At 57.5% G+C, this 18,732-nt stretch carries 19 protein-coding genes, 5 tRNA genes and 1 pseudogene; 7 read left to right on the plus strand and 18 right to left on the minus strand.

Annotated features, from left to right (window positions below; translation table 11 throughout):
• Positions 1–222: 222 nt before the first annotated feature.
• From rplL to B5M06_RS17360, 14 genes and pseudogenes are all read right to left on the minus strand, one after another.
• Positions 223–600, minus strand: a complete 378-nt coding sequence (gene rplL, locus B5M06_RS04635) for a 50S ribosomal protein L7/L12 (RefSeq protein ID WP_054065710.1) — start codon at positions 598–600, stop codon at positions 223–225.
• Positions 601–640: 40 nt separating this feature from the next.
• On the minus strand, positions 641–1,153 hold the full coding sequence (rplJ, locus tag B5M06_RS04640) for a 50S ribosomal protein L10 (protein WP_054065711.1): 513 nt from the start codon (positions 1,151–1,153) through the stop codon (positions 641–643).
• Between the two features lie 233 nt (positions 1,154–1,386).
• A complete protein-coding gene (gene rplA, locus B5M06_RS04645) occupies positions 1,387–2,082 on the minus strand; it encodes a 50S ribosomal protein L1 (RefSeq protein ID WP_054065712.1) in 696 nt (231 codons plus the stop codon).
• Position 2,083: 1 nt separating this feature from the next.
• Positions 2,084–2,515 carry a 50S ribosomal protein L11 gene (gene rplK / locus B5M06_RS04650; protein WP_054065713.1) on the minus strand — a complete coding sequence of 144 codons (432 nt, stop codon included), beginning with the start codon at positions 2,513–2,515 and terminating at the stop codon, positions 2,084–2,086.
• A gap of 95 nt (positions 2,516–2,610) precedes the next feature.
• The gene (gene nusG, locus B5M06_RS04655; protein ID WP_054065714.1) at positions 2,611–3,201 is read right to left on the minus strand and encodes a transcription termination/antitermination protein NusG; all 591 of its coding nucleotides are present in this window, start codon (positions 3,199–3,201) and stop codon (positions 2,611–2,613) included.
• The gene (gene secE, locus B5M06_RS04660; protein ID WP_054065715.1) at positions 3,201–3,584 is read right to left on the minus strand and encodes a preprotein translocase subunit SecE; all 384 of its coding nucleotides are present in this window, start codon (positions 3,582–3,584) and stop codon (positions 3,201–3,203) included. Before secE ends, nusG begins: the two co-directional genes overlap by 1 nt.
• Before the next feature lie 88 nt (positions 3,585–3,672).
• Positions 3,673–3,748: transfer RNA gene (locus B5M06_RS04665), tRNA-Trp, on the minus strand.
• Positions 3,749–3,761: 13 nt separating this feature from the next.
• Positions 3,762–4,952, minus strand: a complete 1,191-nt coding sequence (gene tuf / locus B5M06_RS04670) for an elongation factor Tu (protein WP_054065871.1) — start codon at positions 4,950–4,952, stop codon at positions 3,762–3,764.
• A 75-nt stretch (positions 4,953–5,027) separates the two neighbouring features.
• Positions 5,028–5,102: transfer RNA gene (locus tag B5M06_RS04675), tRNA-Thr, on the minus strand.
• A gap of 35 nt (positions 5,103–5,137) precedes the next feature.
• Positions 5,138–5,211 (minus strand) — tRNA-Gly (locus B5M06_RS04680).
• Between the two features lie 58 nt (positions 5,212–5,269).
• Positions 5,270–5,355 (minus strand) — tRNA-Tyr (locus B5M06_RS04685).
• Positions 5,356–5,429: 74 nt separating this feature from the next.
• A tRNA-Arg gene (locus B5M06_RS04690) sits at positions 5,430–5,505 on the minus strand.
• Positions 5,506–5,553: 48 nt separating this feature from the next.
• The gene (locus B5M06_RS04695; protein ID WP_240183998.1) at positions 5,554–6,045 is read right to left on the minus strand and encodes a TetR family transcriptional regulator C-terminal domain-containing protein; all 492 of its coding nucleotides are present in this window, start codon (positions 6,043–6,045) and stop codon (positions 5,554–5,556) included.
• A 65-nt stretch (positions 6,046–6,110) separates the two neighbouring features.
• Positions 6,111–6,230 (minus strand): annotated as a pseudogene (locus B5M06_RS17360) (TetR family transcriptional regulator); the annotation flags it as partial.
• A gap of 164 nt (positions 6,231–6,394) precedes the next feature.
• Between B5M06_RS17360 and B5M06_RS04700 the strand changes: the two are divergent.
• The 4 genes from B5M06_RS04700 to B5M06_RS04715 all read left to right on the plus strand — a co-directional run bounded on the left by B5M06_RS04700 (position 6,395) and on the right by B5M06_RS04715 (position 12,846).
• Positions 6,395–7,630 (plus strand): efflux RND transporter periplasmic adaptor subunit, encoded by a 1,236-nt coding sequence (locus B5M06_RS04700; RefSeq protein ID WP_054065870.1) that lies wholly within the window; start codon positions 6,395–6,397, stop codon positions 7,628–7,630.
• A gap of 18 nt (positions 7,631–7,648) precedes the next feature.
• Positions 7,649–10,804, plus strand: coding sequence for an efflux RND transporter permease subunit (locus tag B5M06_RS04705; RefSeq protein WP_054065869.1), 3,156 nt, complete (start codon positions 7,649–7,651; stop codon positions 10,802–10,804).
• Entirely contained in the window at positions 10,797–12,215 is a 1,419-nt protein-coding gene (locus B5M06_RS04710; RefSeq protein ID WP_054065868.1) for an efflux transporter outer membrane subunit, read from the plus strand. Before B5M06_RS04705 ends, B5M06_RS04710 begins: the two co-directional genes overlap by 8 nt.
• A gap of 229 nt (positions 12,216–12,444) precedes the next feature.
• A complete protein-coding gene (locus tag B5M06_RS04715; protein ID WP_240183999.1) occupies positions 12,445–12,846 on the plus strand; it encodes a c-type cytochrome in 402 nt (133 codons plus the stop codon).
• A gap of 48 nt (positions 12,847–12,894) precedes the next feature.
• On the opposite strand, the gene B5M06_RS04720 is transcribed toward B5M06_RS04715, so the two are convergent.
• Entirely contained in the window at positions 12,895–13,425 is a 531-nt protein-coding gene (locus B5M06_RS04720; RefSeq protein WP_054065866.1) for a DUF2946 family protein, read from the minus strand.
• Between the two features lie 141 nt (positions 13,426–13,566).
• Here B5M06_RS04720 and B5M06_RS04725 point away from each other — a divergent pair, with 141 nt between their 5' ends.
• The 3 genes from B5M06_RS04725 to B5M06_RS04735 are packed head-to-tail and all read left to right on the plus strand — an operon-like array spanning position 13,567 to position 15,643.
• Positions 13,567–14,154: a LemA family protein gene (locus B5M06_RS04725; protein WP_054065865.1), complete on the plus strand. Its 588-nt coding sequence runs from the start codon at positions 13,567–13,569 to the stop codon at positions 14,152–14,154.
• Between the two features lie 46 nt (positions 14,155–14,200).
• On the plus strand, positions 14,201–15,100 hold the full coding sequence (locus tag B5M06_RS04730) for a TPM domain-containing protein (protein ID WP_054065872.1): 900 nt from the start codon (positions 14,201–14,203) through the stop codon (positions 15,098–15,100).
• A gap of 3 nt (positions 15,101–15,103) precedes the next feature.
• Positions 15,104–15,643: a TPM domain-containing protein gene (locus B5M06_RS04735; protein ID WP_054065864.1), complete on the plus strand. Its 540-nt coding sequence runs from the start codon at positions 15,104–15,106 to the stop codon at positions 15,641–15,643.
• A 268-nt stretch (positions 15,644–15,911) separates the two neighbouring features.
• On the opposite strand, the gene B5M06_RS04740 is transcribed toward B5M06_RS04735, so the two are convergent.
• The 3 genes from B5M06_RS04740 to atpG all read right to left on the minus strand — a co-directional run bounded on the left by B5M06_RS04740 (position 15,912) and on the right by atpG (position 18,717).
• Positions 15,912–16,328, minus strand: a complete 417-nt coding sequence (locus B5M06_RS04740; RefSeq protein ID WP_054065863.1) for a F0F1 ATP synthase subunit epsilon — start codon at positions 16,326–16,328, stop codon at positions 15,912–15,914.
• Between the two features lie 75 nt (positions 16,329–16,403).
• Positions 16,404–17,813 carry a F0F1 ATP synthase subunit beta gene (gene atpD, locus B5M06_RS04745; protein WP_054065862.1) on the minus strand — a complete coding sequence of 470 codons (1,410 nt, stop codon included), beginning with the start codon at positions 17,811–17,813 and terminating at the stop codon, positions 16,404–16,406.
• A 34-nt stretch (positions 17,814–17,847) separates the two neighbouring features.
• A complete protein-coding gene (gene atpG / locus B5M06_RS04750) occupies positions 17,848–18,717 on the minus strand; it encodes a F0F1 ATP synthase subunit gamma (RefSeq protein ID WP_054065861.1) in 870 nt (289 codons plus the stop codon).
• Between the last annotated feature and the right edge of the window lie 15 nt (positions 18,718–18,732).

Below are 18,732 nucleotides of genomic sequence, written 5' to 3' on the forward strand. Positions count from 1 at the left end.
GCTGCGTTACTGGCTTGGCGGTTGGCCACTACCAACCATGGCTGACGACGATGCGTTGCACATCGCCCGAACCAAGGCATCTTCTGCTGTCGAGATGTCAGAAGACACTAGAAAACCGTGACTACTCTGGCTTTCTGGTGCACTCTGGAAAAAATAGCATACCCACAAGCGCCAAAAGCTGGAGTGCCCTTTCGGACACTCCAGCCTCAGGAATTCACTGAATTACTTCAGCTCAGCCTTAGCACCAGCTTCGGTCAGCTTCTTAGCAGCTGCTTCAGCGTCGGCCTTGGGCATGCCTTCCTTCAGAACCTTAGGAGCGCCGTCGACCATGTCCTTGGCTTCCTTCAGGCCCAGACCAGTGATTTCGCGAACCACCTTAATCACGGACACCTTGTTGGAACCAGCGTCAGCCAGCACCAGGTTGAAGTCGGTCTTTTCTTCAGCAGCAGCAGCACCGCCAGCAGCGCCACCAGCAGCAGGAGCGGCCATAGCAGCAGCGCTCACGCCAAACTTCTCTTCAATAGCCTTAACCAGCTCGTTCAGTTCCAGAACAGTCATGCTGTCCAGGGCGGTCAAGAATGCGTCTTTATCGAATGCCATTTTGATATCCTAACAATTAGTGTGTTGATGCCGCGCTCAATTAAGCAGCAGCAGTTTCTTCCGCGCCTTCGCCCTTCTTGGCCGCCAGAGCGCCCAGCACAACGGCTGTACGCGAGATAGGCGACATGAGCAAGCCGCACAGTTGTGCGAGCAATACTTCCTTAGAGGGGATGCTAGCCAGCTGCTTAACGCCGTCCACGTCCAGGGCCTTGCCTGCAAACGCGCCTGCACGAATCACCAACTTGTCGTTGGTCTTCGCGAAGTCAGCCACTACCTTGGCAGCAGCAATTGCGTCTTCAGAGAAGCCATAGATCAGAGGACCGGTCATCTGGTCTGCTACCACTTCAAACTGGCTGCCGGACACAGCACGACGGGCCAGTGTGTTCTTCAGAACACTCAAGCTCACGCCCTTGCTACGAGCATCAGCACGCAGTTTGGTCATGTCGGCGACCGTGATGCCGCGGTATTCCGCGATCACAAGCGTTTGAGCTTTAGCGGCGAGGCTGGTCACTTCATTAATGACCGCTTCTTTCTCACTGCGATTCAGACTCAAGGTCTACTCCTTCAAATGCGCATACCCAGTTACCTCGGCATGCGCGCTCTTGTTGCAGCGACCAACTGTTAGAGGGACATTCATCCATCTGCAGCGGGATCGCCATCTGCGCTGGCGCTATCATTAAGTGGCAAGCCACACCAGCGGTCTTGGATGACCTACGCGGCTTTTTCAAGCTGCGTAGCCCACCACATCGGCTCGCCTTTTTACAGGCAAGCCAAATATTTTAGCAATTAAGCTGCGATGGATTGTGTGTCGACGCGAACACCCACACCCATGGTGGAGGAAACCGCCACCTTGCGCAGGTACAGACCCTTGCTGGTTGCAGGCTTAGCCTTGTTCAGCGCTTCGATCAGTGCAGCCAGGTTGCCCTGCAGCTTTTCGCTGTCGAACGAACGACGACCAATGGTCGAGTGAATGATACCGGCCTTGTCCACGCGGAACTGCACTTGACCAGCCTTGGCGTTCTTCACAGCCGTAGCCACGTCAGGAGTCACAGTACCAACCTTGGGGTTAGGCATCAGACCACGTGGGCCCAGAATCTGGCCCAGCTGACCCACCACGCGCATGGCGTCAGGTGCAGCGATCACGATGTCGAAAGGCATGTCACCAGCCTTGACTTGTGCAGCCAGGTCGTCCATACCCACCACGTCAGCACCAGCAGCCTTGGCTTCTTCAGCCTTGGCACCTTGTGCAAACACAGCAACACGGGTGGTCTTACCAGTACCGTGAGGCAGCACCACAGCGCCACGCACCACTTGGTCAGACTTCTTGGCATCCACGCCCAGCTGAACAGCCACGTCGATAGACTCATCGAACTTGGCAGTAGCGGCTTCCTTCACCAGAGCAATAGCTTCAGCGAACGAATACAGCTTGGTGGTGTCTACCTTACCCTGCAGGGCTTTTTGCTTCTTGGTCAACTTGGCCATTTTACAAACCCTCCACGATCACGCCCATCGAACGGGCAGAACCAGCCAGCGTACGCACAGCAGCGTCCACGTCAGCAGCGTTCATGTCCTTCAGCTTGGTCTTGGCAATTTCTTCCAGCTGTTCGCGGGTGATCTTGCCAACCTTTGCCTTCAGAGCGTTCGAAGAACCCTTGTCCAGCTTGATGGCCTTCTTGATCAGCACAGTTGCGGGAGGAGTCTTGATGACAAAAGTGAAGCTCTTGTCAGCATAGGCAGTAATCACCACGGGCAGAGGCAGACCGGGCTCAACACCTTGAGTCTGCGCATTGAATGCCTTACAGAACTCCATGATGTTCAGGCCACGCTGACCCAGCGCAGGACCGATTGGAGGGGATGGGTTGGCCTTACCAGCTGGCACTTGCAGCTTGATGAAGCCGACGATCTTCTTCGCCATGTTTAGCTCCTTACGGGTAATAACGCCAGGTCAAACGACCCGGCTCCCCGGGGTTAAAGCCCCAATATTTCAATACGCGGGGCCAAAAACGTACCTCAGGTTTTTTCGACCTGAGAGAACTCGAGTTCAACGGGTGTAGAACGTCCAAAGATTGCTACGGATACGCGCAGACGGCTCTTTTCGTAGTTCACTTCCTCGACAGTGCCGTTGAAGTCCGTGAATGGACCTTCCTTAACACGCACCAGCTCACCCACCATGAATTCAATCTTGTGGCGAGGCTTTTCAGAGCCTTCTTCCATCTGGCTCACAATCTTCTGGACTTCAGCCTCAGAAATGGGAGCGGGACGGTTCTTGGCCCCACCCACAAAGCCAGTAACCTTGCTGGTGTGCTTGACCAGGTGCCAAGTATCGTCATCCATGACCATCTCGACGAAGACATAGCCTGGAAACAGGCGACGCTCGGTGGTCTTGCGTTGACCGTTCTTCATTTCCACCACTTCTTCGGTGGGAACCAAGATACGACCAAACTTATCTTGCATACCAGCGCGATTAATGCGCTCGGTAATATTGCGCTCTACAGCCTTCTCCATGCCCGAGTAAGCATGGACGATATACCAGCGCAGATCAGGATTGACAGGAACAGACGCAGCTGCCTCACCCGACAAAGGTTCGATCGCATCAGTCATTAGCTTCTCCAGCCCAAAATGAGATCGTACAGAACCCATCCAAGCGTTTTATCCGTCAGCCACAGAAACAGTGCCATGACCACTACAAAACCAAAAACGTAGGCGGTCATCTGCAAGGTTTCCTTGCGAGTTGGCCACACTACCTTCTTGACTTCTTTCCACGAGTCTTTTCCGAAAGCGAGCAACTGCTTGCCGGACTCGGAGACAAAAAATGTCGCGGCCGCAGCGAGCAACCCGACAACCAAGACGCCCCACTGCGCAACAGGTCCATGCTGCGACAACAGATAAAAGCCAGCCACAGCAGCAATCACCAAAACCAATGCTGCGATCAGCTTGGCTTTGTCTGCACCGGTGCTAACTGTCTCAACTTGTGATGTGGCCATATCTCACTTTTCTTGCTGCAAATGATCTTGCAGCACAAGACACTGAAGCCCGCCAGTTCCTGGCGGGCTTGGTGTTACCACTACATGGTGGCAGGGGCAGTAGGAATCGAACCTACAACCTTCGGTTTTGGAGACCGACGCTCTGCCAATTGAGCTATACCCCTAAACCCGAATCAATTAGGCAATGATCTTAGCAACCACGCCGGCGCCAACAGTACGACCACCTTCGCGGATAGCGAAACGCAGACCTTCTTCCATAGCGATAGGAGCGATCAGCTTCACAGTGATGGAGACGTTATCGCCAGGCATCACCATTTCCTTGCCTTCTGGCAGCTCGATGGAGCCGGTCACGTCAGTTGTACGGAAGTAGAACTGAGGACGATAGTTGTTGAAGAAAGGAGTGTGACGGCCGCCTTCATCCTTGCTCAGCACGTACACTTCAGCAGTGAAGTTGGTGTGAGGCTTGATGGAGCCGGGCTTGCACAGCACCTGGCCGCGTTCCACGTCTTCACGCTTGGTGCCGCGCAGCAGCAGACCCACATTGTCGCCAGCCTGACCTTGATCCAGCAGCTTGCGGAACATTTCCACGCCGGTCACGGTAGTCTTTTGAGTTTCGCGGATACCCACGATTTCGATTTCTTCACCGACCTTGATGATGCCGCGCTCAACACGACCGGTCACCACGGTACCACGACCGGAGATCGAGAACACGTCTTCCACAGGCATCACGAATGCGCCGTCCACAGCACGCTCAGGTGTGGGGATGTAGGAGTCCAGCGCTTCAGCCAGCTTCAGGATAGCAGGCTCGCCGATAGGAGACTGGTCACCTTCCAGGGCCAGCTTGGCAGAGCCACGGATGATAGGAGTGTCGTCGCCGGGGAAGTCGTACTTGTCCAGCAGTTCGCGGACTTCCATCTCCACCAGTTCCAGCAGTTCCTCGTCGTCCACCATGTCGCACTTGTTCAGGAACACGATGATGTAAGGAACGCCCACCTGGCGAGCCAGCAGGATGTGCTCGCGAGTCTGGGGCATAGGGCCGTCAGCAGCGGAGCAAACCAAGATAGCGCCGTCCATCTGAGCGGCACCAGTAATCATGTTCTTCACATAGTCAGCGTGGCCGGGGCAGTCCACGTGAGCGTAGTGGCGAGTAGCAGTTTCGTACTCGACGTGCGAAGTGTTGATGGTAATACCACGAGCCTTTTCTTCAGGCGCGTTGTCGATCTGAGAGTAGTCCTTAGCTTCGCCGCCGAAGTGTTTGGACAGCACAGTAGCGATAGCAGCTGTCAGAGTGGTCTTACCGTGGTCAACGTGGCCAATAGTACCCACGTTCACGTGGGGCTTGGTACGCTCGAATTTTTCTTTTGCCATTTTTTCGACTCCGAAAAAAACCAAATGCTAACGAGGTATCGGCGCAACCATCTAACACAGAAGCACCCAAAGAACTGGTGCCCATGGGCAGGATCGAACTGCCGACCTCTCCCTTACCAAGGGAGTGCTCTACCACTGAGCCACATGGGCATAAGCCTGCCTTCCAGCAAACTTATACAAATTATTGGAGCGGGAGACGGGAATCGAACCCGCGTCATTAGCTTGGAAGGCTAGGGTTCTACCATTGAACTACTCCCGCAAACCTTGTGTTTGCGCGCATCGCCTTGCGATGCAAGATATTCAACCACCTCTAAAGATGGTGGAGAGGACTGGATTCGAACCAGTGTAGGCGTAAGCCAACAGATTTACAGTCTGCCCCCTTTAGCCACTCGGGCACCTCTCCGTGAAGATCTCAATTGTAGCACGATTTTTTAGTCTCAAAAAATACTGCTACATATTTTTCTTAACTTTGGTTCTTGGCGCGGCTGGCGGGGATCGAACCCACGACCCTTGGCTTCGGAGGCCAATACTCTATCCACTGAGCTACAGCCGCTTTCGACGCCTGCTGCACGAGAACCAGTAAAAATCAGCAGGCGCAATTCTAACCTGCACTTTGTCCTTTTTTCGGGAAATTCGCATTTTTTATTGCATCCACACGAAAACCCAAGCCCTGCAAGTAACAAGAGACTGCCAGCATCCCTTCTTCTTCTAGAGCAAAAGGAGCCTGCGGATAAAGCAGCCATGCATGCAAGACGCCACAGAACACGGCATGCAAGCCTCGGGCGGCACTCAGTACAGGCATACGCAGCTCCAGTTGCTGCTGTTCAGCTGCCTGGCTCAGTACATGCTCCATGTGCATGACAAACTCCTGCGCTTCCTGCATACGACGCTCACGCACCGCCAGAAGCTCGCCCACACACTCGGTTTTATGGATGGCAATATCAAAAACTCGCCGGGTATCCTCATCCGTACTGACGCTGTACAACACCAAGCGAAAAGCGTCCAGAACCACCGCCAAAGCAGGGCAATTGCTGTCTGCAATCTCCGCCGCCTGCAATGCCTGCTCAAAAGGCAGCGTGGTTCTGCGCAACAAGGCATATTAAACAAATCTACCTTGTCTTCAAAGTGCCAATAGATAGCGCCACGCGTTAGCCCGGCCTCTTTAGCCACTTCAGCAAGCGAGGCGCCGGCCACTCCTTTTTCGTAAAAAACAGTTTGCGCCGCATCCAATAACTGATCGCGTGTTGCCTCTGCGTCTGCCTTGGTTCTACGCACCATTTCCCTTATCCTTTCCTGCACATCCTAGGCGCAACATCTGCTAGCGTTTAAAATCCTCGCCAAGATACATACATGATTGTATGTATATGCAAATACGGAGTTTACTGACTCTTTGCCGCAACGCACTTCAGTATCTTTACGCTGAGTTATCCAGAAGGACTTCCATGAAATCACTTCCACTGAGGCATGCCCTCACATGGCTGCGCTGCGCGCGCCCAGCCCCTTTGGCTTTAGCATGCGCCCTCGCTCTGACCGCCTGTAGCAAAGAAGACCCGGCTCCACAAGCCAGCCAAGGCGCTCCTGCACTGCCTGTCGGCGTTATTACGGTGCAACCCACACAAGTGGGGGTAATGACAGAGCTTCCAGGCCGTGTGGATGCTTCGCGTGTCGCGGAAGTACGCGCACGAGTCGCGGGCATCGTGCAAAAACGCGTTTTTGCCGAAGGCTCGGATGTCAAGGCTGGACAGCTGCTGTACGTGATTGATTCAGCGCCTTATGAAGCAGCGCTGCAGAACGCCCAGGCTGCACTGGCTCGTGCAGAAGCAAATCTACAGCAGACCAGCTCGCAGCTCGAACGCTATCGCCCGCTGGTGGAAGCCAATGCCATTAGCAAGCAGGATTTCGTCAACGCAGAAGCCGCACAAAAGCAGGCTCAGGCGGAAGTGGCTGCAGCCAAGGCCAGCGTTCGCAGCGCCAAGATCAATCTGGACTACGCACGTGTAACCGCCCCCATCTCTGGCCGTATTGGGCAGGCGCTGGTCACAGAAGGTGCGCTGGTAGGTCAAGGTACTGCAACACCGCTGGCCGTGATTCAGCAGATTGACCCTGTCTACGTGAACTTCACCCAGTCTGCAGCCGACTCTCTCAAGCTGCGTAAGGCTTTGAGTGATGGACAATACACCTCTGCTGGCAAAGCGGCCACAGAAGTCACAGTGCTGCTCGATGATGGCACGGAGTACGAACTCAACGGCAAGCTGCTGTTCAGCGATATTTCGGTAGACCCCACTACGGGCCAAGTCACGCTGCGTGCAGAAGTGCCCAACCCCAAAGGATTGCTGCTGCCTGGTCTGTACGTGCGCATCCGCATGGAAGCCGCCAAGGCTGATAACGTGATCGCTCTGCCCCAGCAGGCCGTGACACGCACCCAGCAAGGCAATACCGTGACCGTTCTGGACAAGGACGGCAAGCTCAGCACACGCAATGTGCAGATCAGCATGGCGCAAAACAACCAATGGATTGTTCAGGAAGGTCTGCAGCCTGGTGAACAGGTTGTCGTGGATGGTCTGGAGAAACTGCAACTGATGCCACCGGGCACGGCTGTAAAGCCCGTTCCATGGAAGTCAGGTGCTGCAGAGTCTGCTGCGCCCGCTTCTCAAGCCCCTGCAGCCACGGCCAAGTAAGCACGAGGACCTTGTCACATGGCTAAATTCTTTATTGAGCGTCCCATTTTTGCATGGGTGGTGGCGCTATTTATCAGCGTGCTGGGGGCAGTTGCCATCACCCAGCTGCCTATTGCGCAGTACCCACCTGTCGCACCGCCTTCCATCGTGGTGAGTGCAGCCTATCCTGGCGCCTCTGCACAGACACTGGAAGAAAGTGTGCTGGCGGTGATCGAGCGCGAAATGAACGGCGCCACAGGCTTGCTGTACATGGAGTCGGTCGCCCAGTCCAACGGTACAGGCTCACTGACCATCACTTTCGAGCAAGGCACTGACCCTGAACTGGCCCAGGTGGACGTACAGAACCGGCTGGCGCGCGCCACGCCGCGCCTGCCCTCCATCGTGACGCAGCAGGGTGTCACAGTCGATAAGTCCGCATCGGACTTTCTGCTGTTTGCCATGCTGGCCACCTCAGACCCCGAATGGGATGTGGTGCGCCTGGGTGACTACGCATCGCGCAACGTGGTGCCAGAAATCCAGCGCCTGCCTGGCATAGGCCAGGTGCAGCTGTTTGGTACCGAACAGGCCATGCGCATCTGGCTGGACCCCGGCAAGCTGGAAGGCTTCAAGCTGTCGTCTGCTGAGGTCATCAGTGCCATCCGCGCACAGAATGCGCAGGTATCCAGTGGCTCCATTGGTGATCTGCCCAGCCTGCCTGGCCAGGCCATTACTGCTACGGTCACCATCCCCGGCCAGCTCGGTACGGTGGAGGCCTTCCAGAACATCATTCTGCGTGCCAATACAGACGGCTCCACCGTACGCCTCAAGGATGTGGCTCGCGTGGAAATCGGTGGCCAGAGCTATGCCACATCGGCACGTCTGAACGGCCATCCTGCGGCGGGCATTGGTGTGCAGCTTTCGCCCTCCGGCAATGCTCTGGCTGCATCCCAGGCAGTACGCGCCAAGATGGAGCAGTTGCAGCAGTTCTTCCCCCAAGGCATGACCTGGTCCATCCCCTACGACAGCTCAACCTTTGTGTCCATCTCGATCACCAAGGTGGCCCATACGCTGATTGAAGCCGTGGTGCTGGTGTTTCTGGTGATGTTCCTGTTCCTGCAGAACTGGCGCTACACACTGATCCCAACCGTCGTAGTGCCTGTGGCCCTACTGGGTACGTTTGCAACACTGCTGGCGCTGGGCTTCTCGATCAACGTGCTGACCATGTTTGGCATGGTGCTGGTGATCGGTATCGTGGTGGACGACGCCATCGTGGTGGTGGAAAACGTCGAGCGCATCATGAGCGAGGAAGGTCTGCCGCCCAAGGAGGCCACGCGCAAGGCCATGGGCCAGATCTCTGGCGCGATTGTGGGCGTGACAGTGGTGCTGATCTCGGTGTTCGTACCGCTGGCTTTCTTCAGTGGTTCTACCGGCAATATCTATCGCCAGTTTGCAACGGTGATGGTGGCCTCGATCGCTTTCTCGGCGTTCATGGCGCTGTCGCTCACGCCTGCGCTGTGCGCCAGCTTGCTCAAGCCTGTCAAGGCTGGTCACCACCTGGAAGGCAAGGGCTTTTTTGCCTGGTTCAACCGCAGCTTCGCCAAGAGCGCCAAGCGCTACGAAGGCGCTGTCAATCACATGCTGCACCGCGCAGGTCGCTACATGCTGATCTACGTGGCCATCATTGGTGCCGTGGTCCTGTTCTACAACCGTCTGCCCACGGCCTTCCTGCCCAATGAAGACCAGGGCACGCTGATCGTCAACGTCCAGCTGCCTGCGGGTGCAACCGCTGAGCGCACTGAGGCAGTTGTCGAGCAGGTCGAAAAGTTCGTGCTGGCACAGCCTGAAGTCACCGACATGGTCAGCGTGGTGGGCTTCAGCTTCTCGGGTCAGGGCCAGAACGCTGGTCTGGGCTTTGTCACGCTGAAAAACTGGGACGAACGCACCAAACCAGGCGAGCAGGCCGAAGCCATTGCCGGGCGCATCATGGCTGCCACAGGCGGTATCCGCGATGCCATTGTGTTTGCACTGAGCCCACCGCCCATCCCCGCGCTGGGCATGTCTGCTGGCTTTAACGTACGCCTGCAGGACCGTGCCGATCTTGGTCACGAAGCACTAGTGAACGCACGGAACATGTTCCTCGGCATGGCGGCACAAAGCCCCATCCTGGCGCAAGTGCGTCCAGATGGACTGGAAGATGCACCACAGATCCGCGTGGACATCGACCGCGAAAAGGCCAATGCACTGGGTGTGCCGTTTGACAGCATCAATGCTGTCATCTCGACGGCCATGGGCTCGTCCTACGTGAACGACTTCCCCAACCGCGGTCGCATGCAGCGCGTCATCGTGCAGGCAGAAGCAGCTGCGCGCATGCAGCCTGATGAGCTGCTCAAGCTCAACGCGATGAACGTTCAGGGCCAGCCCGTGCCACTGTCGGCATTTGCCACCGTGTCCTGGGTAAAGGGTCCTCAGCAAAGCGTGCGCTATAACGGCTATCCGGCCATGCGAATTTCCGGGGCACCTGCACCGGGCTACAGCACGGGTGATGCCATGGAAGAAGTGCAGCGCCTGATGGCTCAGCTGCCTGACGGCTTTGGCTACGAGTGGACCGGTCAGTCCTTCCAGGAAAAGCTGGCAGGCTCGCAGTCCATCATCCTCTACAGCTTCGCCATCCTGGCCGTGTTCCTGTGCCTGGCTGCGCTGTATGAGAGCTGGAGCATTCCGCTGTCCGTGATTCTGGTCGTGCCTCTGGGTGTGATTGGTGTGTTGCTGGCGACCTTGCTGCGCAACTACTCCAATGACATTTACTTCCAGGTGGGTCTGGTCACCGTGATTGGTCTGTCTGCGAAGAACGCGATTCTGATCATCGAGTTCGCCAAGGACCTGCAGGCAGAAGGCAAGAGCGTGATTGCCGCGGCGCTGGAGGCAGCCCACCTGCGCTTCCGCCCCATCATCATGACCTCGCTGGCCTTCGGTCTGGGTGTGGTGCCACTGTTCATGGCCAGCGGCGCCAGCGCTGCCAGCCAGCGTGCCATTGGCACCAGCGTGCTGGGCGGCATTTTCACGGGCACTTTGCTGGCCGTGTTCTTTGTGCCCGTCTTCTTTGTGGTGGTGCGGCGCTTCTTCAAGGTCAAACCCCATCAGCCGCAAGGCCCTGCCTCCACTGCAGGCAGCACAGCAGAGGAGCATCATGCGTAATTCACTGAGTATTCTGACTCTCGCCGCAGCGAGCACCCTGGCAGGGTGTTCGCTGATCCCAGCCTACGAGGCGCCGCCCCTGCCCGTGCCCAATGCCTATCCGGCTGCTGCACAGGCAGATGCGGCTCCCGTTTCCATGGCATGGAGCGACTATTTCACCGACCCACGCCTGCAGCAGCTCATCCGCATTGCGCTGGAAAACAACCGCGACCTGCGGGTGGCTGCCCTGAATGTGGAAAAAGCACGTGCCCAGTTCCAGATTGAGCGCGCAGCGATTTTCCCCAGCGTAGGTGGCGTAGCCTCCGCCAACCGCGGCAACAGCCAGGTCACTGGGGACCTAGGTAACACCTTCTCTGCAGGTGTGGCCATCTCTGCCTGGGAGCTTGACTTCTTCGGCCGCCTGCGCAGCCTCAAGGAAGCTGCGCTGGCGCAATACTTCGCGACCGATGCCAGCCGCCAGGCCAGCGAGCTGGCCCTGGTCAGCAGCGTGGCCCAGGGATGGCTGACGCTGATTGCGGACGAAGAGCTGCTCGACATCTCGCGCCGCACGCTGGAAACACGCGAAGCCTCCGCCAAGCTGGCACAGCTGAGCTATGAAGCAGGCGTCACGTCGGCGCTGGATCTGAGCCAGATTGAGTCGCTGGCACAGGCGGCACGCGCCACCTATGCCCAGCAAAAGCGCCAGCGCAGTCTGGATGAAAGTGCCCTGACACTGCTACTGGGTCAGCCCATTCCGGCCGAGATTCTGGCCAGCCTGACCGGCAGCAAGCTGGCGGATATCGCGCCCATGGCCGACATCCCTGCTGGACTGCCTTCGGATCTGCTGGCCCGTCGCCCCGACCTGCGTGCGGCCGAACAGCAGCTGCTGGCGGCCAATGCCAATATTGGTGCGGCACGTGCGGCCTTCTTCCCCAGCATCTCGCTCACCGCACAGTACGGCAGCGTCAGCAATGAGCTGTCGAATCTGTTTAACAGCGGTACCTGGGGCTTTAATGTAGGCCCTACGCTGAACCTGCCCATCTTCACAGGGGGTCGTCTGACCGCGAATCTGGAAGCCAGCAAGGCTACACGCGCCATCGCCGTTGCGCAGTACGAAAAGGCCATCCAGACCAGCTTCAAGGAAGTTTCTGACGCGCTCAACAGCCAGTCGGCACTGGCCGAGCAGCAGGCTGCACAGCTCGCGCAGACCGAGGCCGAGCGCCGCCGCCTGCAACTGGCCGAACTGCGCTACCGTAACGGTGTGTCCAGCTATCTGGACCTGCTGGATGCGCAGCGCTCCCTGTTCGCGCTGGAGCAGGCTGACGTGCAGGTGCGCCTGGCACAGCGCCTGAATCAGATCAACCTGTACAAGGCCCTGGGTGGTGGCTGGACACAAGCCAGCCTTGGCAAGCCTCAAGACCACAATCATTGAGGTGCATCAACTCTGCCCCAGAGTGCCTATTCTTTGGGCACTCTGGGTAGAGGCAAAAAAAGCCGACTCGATATAATTTTTCGTTGGTTTTTCCTGCCCACGATCACCTGAGGATGCCATGAGCGAAAAGCACCACCAAGAAGGCCACGCAGGCTCTCACAAAAAATTCAATCCACTGCTTGTTACCCTAGTTCTCGCACTTGTTCTGTGCGTTGGTTTGGTCAGCCTGTTGAAGTCATCGCACGAACCTGTCTCGCACTCCGCTGCTGCGGAGCTGGCACAGGCCAAGCGCTTGCAAAAAGTTGGCTCGGTGGAGATTCGCTCCAATGTTGACCGCCCTCTGGTCAATGGCGAAGAGGTCTACAAGGGCCAGTGCGCTGCCTGCCACGCAACCGGTGTGTCTGGCGCGCCCAAATTTGGTGATGCTGCTGAATGGGGCCCTCGTCTGGGTCAAGGTTTTGATGCCCTGGTGCAAGCTGCGCTCAAGGGCAAGGGAGCCATGGCCCCACAAGGTGGTGGCAACTTCAATGATCTGGAAATTGCGCGTGCTGTGGCCTACATGGCCAATGCGGCAGGCGCCAACTTCCCAGAGCCACAGCCTGAAGCCAAGGAAGGTGAAAGCGCTCAGTAATACTGCGCTGCACGCTACAAAAAAAGGATCCTTTTTCTGGATCCTTTTTTATGCGCTCTGCATCTGCTGCGGGCTGCGCACAAAGCCAAAACGCTGCGGTAGCTGCTCGGCCTGCGCTTCCTGTACCTCCCAGATACCGGCTTCGATGCACTGGGCCACCTGCAGCATGTCCTGTGAATGCACCAATCCCAGCACGCCATCGCACAGCAGATAGACCCTGCCGTCTTCATCCATCAGGCATTGCTGCACCTGCTGCGCCTGCATGCCTGTGTGTGCGACCACTTTGTCTGCCTCATGCACACGCCACACCATGGGTGTGTTTTCAAGTTCCACATAGACACGCTGCGGGCCGTTCTGAAAAAACCATTCCCCGTGCTCGTTGGCCTCGTAATTGCGGGCAATAAAGGCTAGCAGCTTCTCGTGCTCCACACGCGTGCCCTTGCTCTGCGGGAAAGCACCCTGAGCCTGCGTCTGCGCATCACGCAGCCACCATTGGCCGCGACTGTCCAGACCCAGCCAGCCCCAGCAGGCAGGCACATTCGGCCACTTGGCCAGCGCTTGTTTCACGATGTCATCCATGCTTGCGTATCTCCCTTGCAGATCTTGCAAAGATAACCGCAACACGCCATGCTTGGCGCTCTGTTGCCCTACAAACTGCGGCTGCGCCCATATGCACAATGGACAGCCATCGGCTTGCCCCATCTCATAAGGAAACACTCTATGAAACGCATGCTTGCCACCGTGCTGGTAGTGTCCGCGCTCACAGGTTGCGGCTACAACGATTTCCAGCGTCTGGATGAAGCGACCAAGTCCAAGTGGAGCGAGGTCCTGAACCAGTACCAGCGGCGTGCCGATCTGGTGCCCAACATCGTGGCTTCCGTCAAAGGGGAGGCCAATTTCGAGCAGGAAACGCTGACCAAGGTCATCGACGCACGCGCCAAGGCCACCTCCATTCAAGCCACCCCCGAGCTGATCAACGACCCTGCCGCCTTTGAAAAATTCCAGCAGGCCCAGGGTGAGCTGTCCAGCGCGCTGTCGCGCCTGATGGTCGTAGCCGAACAATACCCGCAGCTGCAGGCCAACCAGGCCTTTCGCGATCTGCGCGTGACGCTGGAAGGCACGGAAAACCGCATCACCGTAGCACGCAATGCCTACATCCAGGCCGTGCAGGAATATAACGTGCTGGCGCGCAGCTTTCCCACCAACCTGACCAGCATGGTGTTTGGCTATGACCCCAAGCCCAGCTTCACGGTGCAGAACGAAGCGGAAATCTCGCGCCCACCCACCGTGGACTTTGGCAGCAAATAAGGCCATGCAGCCGCCCACAGGCAGCAGGATGGATGAGGAAGCAAATATGGCTTTAACGCTTATCTGGCGGGCGCTGGCAGCTCTTATTTTTGCTGCTCTGCTGCCATGGCAGGCTGTGCTTGCTCAGCCCTTGCAGCCCGTGCCGGCGCTGACGGCCCGCATAATCGATCAGACGGGCACTTTGAGCGCAGAGCAGACCGCAGCCATCGAAGCACGTCTGCGCAGTCTGGAAGAACAATCAGGCTCGCAGGTCGTGGTGCTCATGGTCCCGACCACTGCTCCTGAAGACATTGCGCCTTACGCCCACCGCGTCGCCAGCGACTGGAAGATAGGCCGCAAGGAGGTGGGTGATGGCTTGCTGATCGTCATTGCCAAGGATGACCGACGCATGCGCATGGAAGTGGCTCGCGTGCTAGAAGGCGCCATTCCTGATCTGGTGGCAGCACGCATCATTGACCAGCAAATGGCCCCTCACTTTCGCCAAGACGATTACACAGGCGGCATTCTGGCGGCGATTGACCAGGTGGGCGCCCGGATTGCAGGCGAAGCTCTGCCACCACCGTCGCAACAGCCCAGCCATGCAGACGAGGCAGATCTGGAAGGGCTGGCCATCTTTCTGTTCTTTGGCGTGATGGTGATCGGCCCTGTCATTCGCCGTATTTTTGGCAACAAGTTCGGCTCGCTTCTGGTGGGCGGCGGCACTGGCTTGCTGGCCTATCTGTTCACCGCCAGCCTGCTGCTGGCAGGTGTGGCCGCCGTGGTGGCCCTGCTGTTGACCTTGCTCTCCAACAGTGGCAAGGGCGGTGGTGGCGGCCCCTTTATTGGCGGCGGCGGTTTCGGCAGCGGCCGTGGTGGTGGGTTCGGAGGCGGCGGCTTTGGCGGCGGTGGATTTCGCTCCGGTGGCGGCGGCAGTTTTGGGGGCGGCGGTGCCTCCGGGAGGTGGTAAGCCATGACAACGCTCAGTCAACGCATTGCCCGTCTATGGCGCCACCGCTGGTCAGAAAACGCCGTCGCTCACGCTTTCCCAGCACAAGTGCTGCAGCATCTGGAACAGCAGGTTGCACACAGCGAGCGCCTGCACACCGGACAGATTCGCCTGTGTGTGGAAGGCGGTCTGCCCTACAGCTACATCTGGCGCGATGCCAGCGCACGCGAACGTGCCATTGGCCTGTTTGGCAAGCTGCGCACCTGGGATACGGAACACAACAATGGTGTCCTGATTTACCTGCTCTTGGCCGACCATGCGATTGAAATCATCGCTGACCGCGCGCTGGCACGTGCGGTGCCGGAAGCTACCTGGCAGGCGCTGGTGCAGGACATGCGCCAGTCGTTTCAACACGGAGTATTTGCGCAAGGCATGGAAACCGCTCTGGTACGTGTGACGGAGCTGCTCGCCACGCACTTCCCACGCGATGCACACACCGCTGTGGAGCCAGATGCAGGTCTGCCGAATGCACCTGTGGTGCAGGGGCGATTTGCCAAAGATTGAAACGTTCTTTTCAACCGCGGCATTCCGAGGCATCACTGCCATCTAGGGAGAGCTGGCGAAAGGATACAAAAGCCGAAAAATTCTTTTCGATCACCCAGAACACGCAGCACTCTAAAAATAAGAGCTTCTAGCGCTTGTAGATCAAGGGTTTCAAATATATTTATCTTTGAAAGCTAGAAGCCACCTGCGCTGGCAGCTCCTTTTTTTGGTGTAATACACATAAAAAAGCCACCTGGCGGTGGCTTTTTTGGTTCGGCTTTGCAGCAGATCAGTGCTTGCCGCGGAACTTGCGCAGGGCGGCCATCTGGGCTGCCAGCACAGCCAGTTCAGACTGGGCCTTGGCCAGATCCACGTCATTGCTGGCGTTTCTCATGGCTTCTTCGGCAGCCGCCTGTGCAGCGCGTGCTTTTTCTTCGTCCAGATCCTTGCCACGGATGGCGGTGTCGGACAGCACGGTCACACAGTTGGGTTGCACTTCCAAAATGCCGCCAGCCACGAAGATGAACTCTTCGCTGCCATCGGGCAGTTCGATGCGCACGGAACCGGGCTTGATGCGAGAGATCAGCGGAGTGTGCTTGGGCAAAATGCCCAACTCGCCTGCTGCACCGGGCAGAGCCACAAAGCGTGCCTCACCCGAGAACAGGGATTCTTCTGCGCTGACCACATCAACATGGATGGTGTTCATCTTTGCTCCTTGAAAAGGTGGGACTGGGCTTTTTTGCGAGGAAAACCGAGGCTTGCACCCCGGTCTTCACGGCAATTAAGCAGCCAGCTTCTTGGCCTTTTCGAAGGCTTCGTCGATGGTACCGACCATGTAGAACGCCTGCTCGGGCAGATGGTCGCACTCACCGGCAACAATCATCTTGAAACCACGGATGGTTTCGGCCAGAGGCACGTACTTGCCAGGAGCGCCGGTAAACACTTCAGCCACGTGGAAAGGCTGCGACAGGAAACGCTGGATCTTACGAGCGCGTGCCACTGTCAGCTTGTCTTCAGGGGCCAGCTCGTCCATACCCAGAATTGCGATGATGTCACGCAGTTCCTTGTAGCGCTGCAGCGTACCTTGCACCTGACGAGCCACCTTGTAGTGCTCTTCGCCAACCACTTGAGGGTCCAGCTGACGGCTGGTGGAGTCCAGAGGGTCCACAGCAGGGTAGATACCCAGAGCAGCGATGTCACGGGACAGCACCACGGTGGAGTCCAAGTGCGCAAAAGTGGTCGCTGGCGAGGGGTCGGTCAAGTCGTCAGCAGGCACGTACACGGCCTGGATCGAAGTAATCGAACCCACCTTGGTGGAAGTAATACGCTCTTGCAGGCGGCCCATTTCTTCGGCCAGTGTAGGCTGGTAACCCACGGCAGAAGGCATACGACCCAGCAGAGCGGACACTTCGGTACCAGCCAGGGTGTAACGGTAGATGTTGTCCACGAAGAACAGCACGTCACGGCCTTCGTCACGGAAGGCTTCAGCCATGGTCAGGCCAGTCAGCGCAACGCGCAGACGGTTTCCTGGAGGCTCGTTCATCTGGCCGTAAACCATGGCCACCTTGGACTCGCCCAGGTTCTCCTGGTTCACCACGCCTGCGTCAGACATTTCGTGGTAGAAGTCGTTACCTTCACGGGTACGCTCACCAACACCAGCAAACACGGACAGACCCGAGTGTGCCTTAGCGATGTTGTTGATCAACTCCATCATGTTCACGGTCTTGCCCACACCGGCACCACCGAACAGGCCCACCTTACCACCCTTGGCGAAGGGGCAAACCAGGTCGATCACCTTGATACCGGTTTCCAGCAGTTCCTGCGAAGGCGACAGTTCGTCGTATGCAGGAGCCTTGCGGTGGATGGAAGCAGTCGTGGTTTGATCCACGGGACCGCGTTCGTCGATGGGGTTACCCAGCACGTCCATGATACGGCCCAGGGTAGCGGGACCCACGGGCACGCTGATGGCAGCACCAGTGTTGGTCACCATCAGGCCGCGCTTCAGGCCGTCAGAAGAACCCAGCGCAATGGTACGGACGATGCCGTCACCCAGCTGCTGCTGCACTTCCAGAGTCAGGGCCGAGCCTTCCAGCTTCAGGGCGTCGTACACCTTGGGCATCTGGTCACGTGGGAACTCCACGTCCACCACGGCGCCGATACATTGAACAATCTTGCCTTGTACTTGAGCCATTCTTTGCTCCAATCTGTTTGTCTGTTAAAGCCGTTTACACAGCAGCGGCGCCGGCCACGATTTCCGACAACTCGGTCGTAATGGCTGCCTGACGCGTCTTGTTGTAGACCAGCTTCAACTCGCTGATGACGTTGCCCGCGTTGTCGGTTGCGGCCTTCATGGCCACCATGCGCGCCGATTGCTCGGACGCCATGTTTTCCGCAACAGCCTGGTAAACGAGGGATTCCACGTAACGCACCAGCAGATCGTCGATCACGCTCTGTGCGTCAGGTTCGTAGATGTATTCCCACGATGCACCCGTCTTCTCGGCTTGCATTTGCTCGTTCGACAATGGAAGCAGCTGCTCCACCACCGACTCTTGCTTCATGGTGTTGATGAACTTGGTGTAGCACAGGTACACCGCGCTCAGCTTGCCTTCAGCGTATTGATCCAGCAGCACCTTGACAGGCCCGATGAGCTTGTCAAGCACGGGCGTATCGCCCAGTGCTGTAGCTTGAGAGACCACCTTGGCACCAATACGGTTCAGGAACGCCAGTCCCTTGTTGCCAATGGCGACGGTCTCAGCAGAAACGCCTGCATCTTGCAGTTCGCGCAACTTGTTGGTGACGGCACGCAACACGTTGGTGTTCATGCCGCCGCACAACCCCTTGTCCGTCGTCACAACGATGACGCCGGCCTTCTTTGCATCTGCATTCACTTTCATGAATGGATGCACGTACTCGGGGTTGGCTTCGCCAAGATGGGCTGCAATATTGCGGACTTTCTCGCTGTATGGACGGGCGGCCAGCATCCGCTCCTGCGCCTTGCGCATCTTGGAGGCTGCCACCATTTCCATGGCTTTAGTGATCTTCTTGGTGTTTTCCACCGATTTGATCTTGCCGCGTATTTCCTTGCCTGCTGCCATGATGGCTCCTCGTCC

Origin of the sequence: Comamonas kerstersii (assembly GCF_002056725.1) — a bacterium.
Taxonomy (GTDB): Bacteria; Pseudomonadota; Gammaproteobacteria; order Burkholderiales; family Burkholderiaceae_C; genus Comamonas; species Comamonas kerstersii.

What these genes read in the sequence shown, in the direction of transcription:
- rplL (WP_054065710.1), bottom strand. Translation starts at nt 600, where the DNA reads ATGGCATTCGATAAAGACGCATTCTTGACCGCCCTGGACAGCATGACT.
- rplA (WP_054065712.1), bottom strand. Translation starts at nt 2,082, where the DNA reads ATGGCCAAGTTGACCAAGAAGCAAAAAGCCCTGCAGGGTAAGGTAGAC.
- rplK (WP_054065713.1), bottom strand. Translation starts at nt 2,515, where the DNA reads ATGGCGAAGAAGATCGTCGGCTTCATCAAGCTGCAAGTGCCAGCTGGT.
- nusG (WP_054065714.1), bottom strand. Translation starts at nt 3,201, where the DNA reads ATGACTGATGCGATCGAACCTTTGTCGGGTGAGGCAGCTGCGTCTGTT.
- secE (WP_054065715.1), bottom strand. Translation starts at nt 3,584, where the DNA reads ATGGCCACATCACAAGTTGAGACAGTTAGCACCGGTGCAGACAAAGCC.
- tuf (WP_054065871.1), bottom strand. Translation starts at nt 4,952, where the DNA reads ATGGCAAAAGAAAAATTCGAGCGTACCAAGCCCCACGTGAACGTGGGT.
- B5M06_RS04700 (WP_054065870.1), top strand. Translation starts at nt 6,395, where the DNA reads ATGAAATCACTTCCACTGAGGCATGCCCTCACATGGCTGCGCTGCGCG.
- B5M06_RS04705 (WP_054065869.1), top strand. Translation starts at nt 7,649, where the DNA reads ATGGCTAAATTCTTTATTGAGCGTCCCATTTTTGCATGGGTGGTGGCG.
- B5M06_RS04710 (WP_054065868.1), top strand. Translation starts at nt 10,797, where the DNA reads ATGCGTAATTCACTGAGTATTCTGACTCTCGCCGCAGCGAGCACCCTG.
- B5M06_RS04720 (WP_054065866.1), bottom strand. Translation starts at nt 13,425, where the DNA reads ATGGATGACATCGTGAAACAAGCGCTGGCCAAGTGGCCGAATGTGCCT.
- B5M06_RS04725 (WP_054065865.1), top strand. Translation starts at nt 13,567, where the DNA reads ATGAAACGCATGCTTGCCACCGTGCTGGTAGTGTCCGCGCTCACAGGT.
- B5M06_RS04730 (WP_054065872.1), top strand. Translation starts at nt 14,201, where the DNA reads ATGGCTTTAACGCTTATCTGGCGGGCGCTGGCAGCTCTTATTTTTGCT.
- B5M06_RS04735 (WP_054065864.1), top strand. Translation starts at nt 15,104, where the DNA reads ATGACAACGCTCAGTCAACGCATTGCCCGTCTATGGCGCCACCGCTGG.
- B5M06_RS04740 (WP_054065863.1), bottom strand. Translation starts at nt 16,328, where the DNA reads ATGAACACCATCCATGTTGATGTGGTCAGCGCAGAAGAATCCCTGTTC.
- atpD (WP_054065862.1), bottom strand. Translation starts at nt 17,813, where the DNA reads ATGGCTCAAGTACAAGGCAAGATTGTTCAATGTATCGGCGCCGTGGTG.
- atpG (WP_054065861.1), bottom strand. Translation starts at nt 18,717, where the DNA reads ATGGCAGCAGGCAAGGAAATACGCGGCAAGATCAAATCGGTGGAAAAC.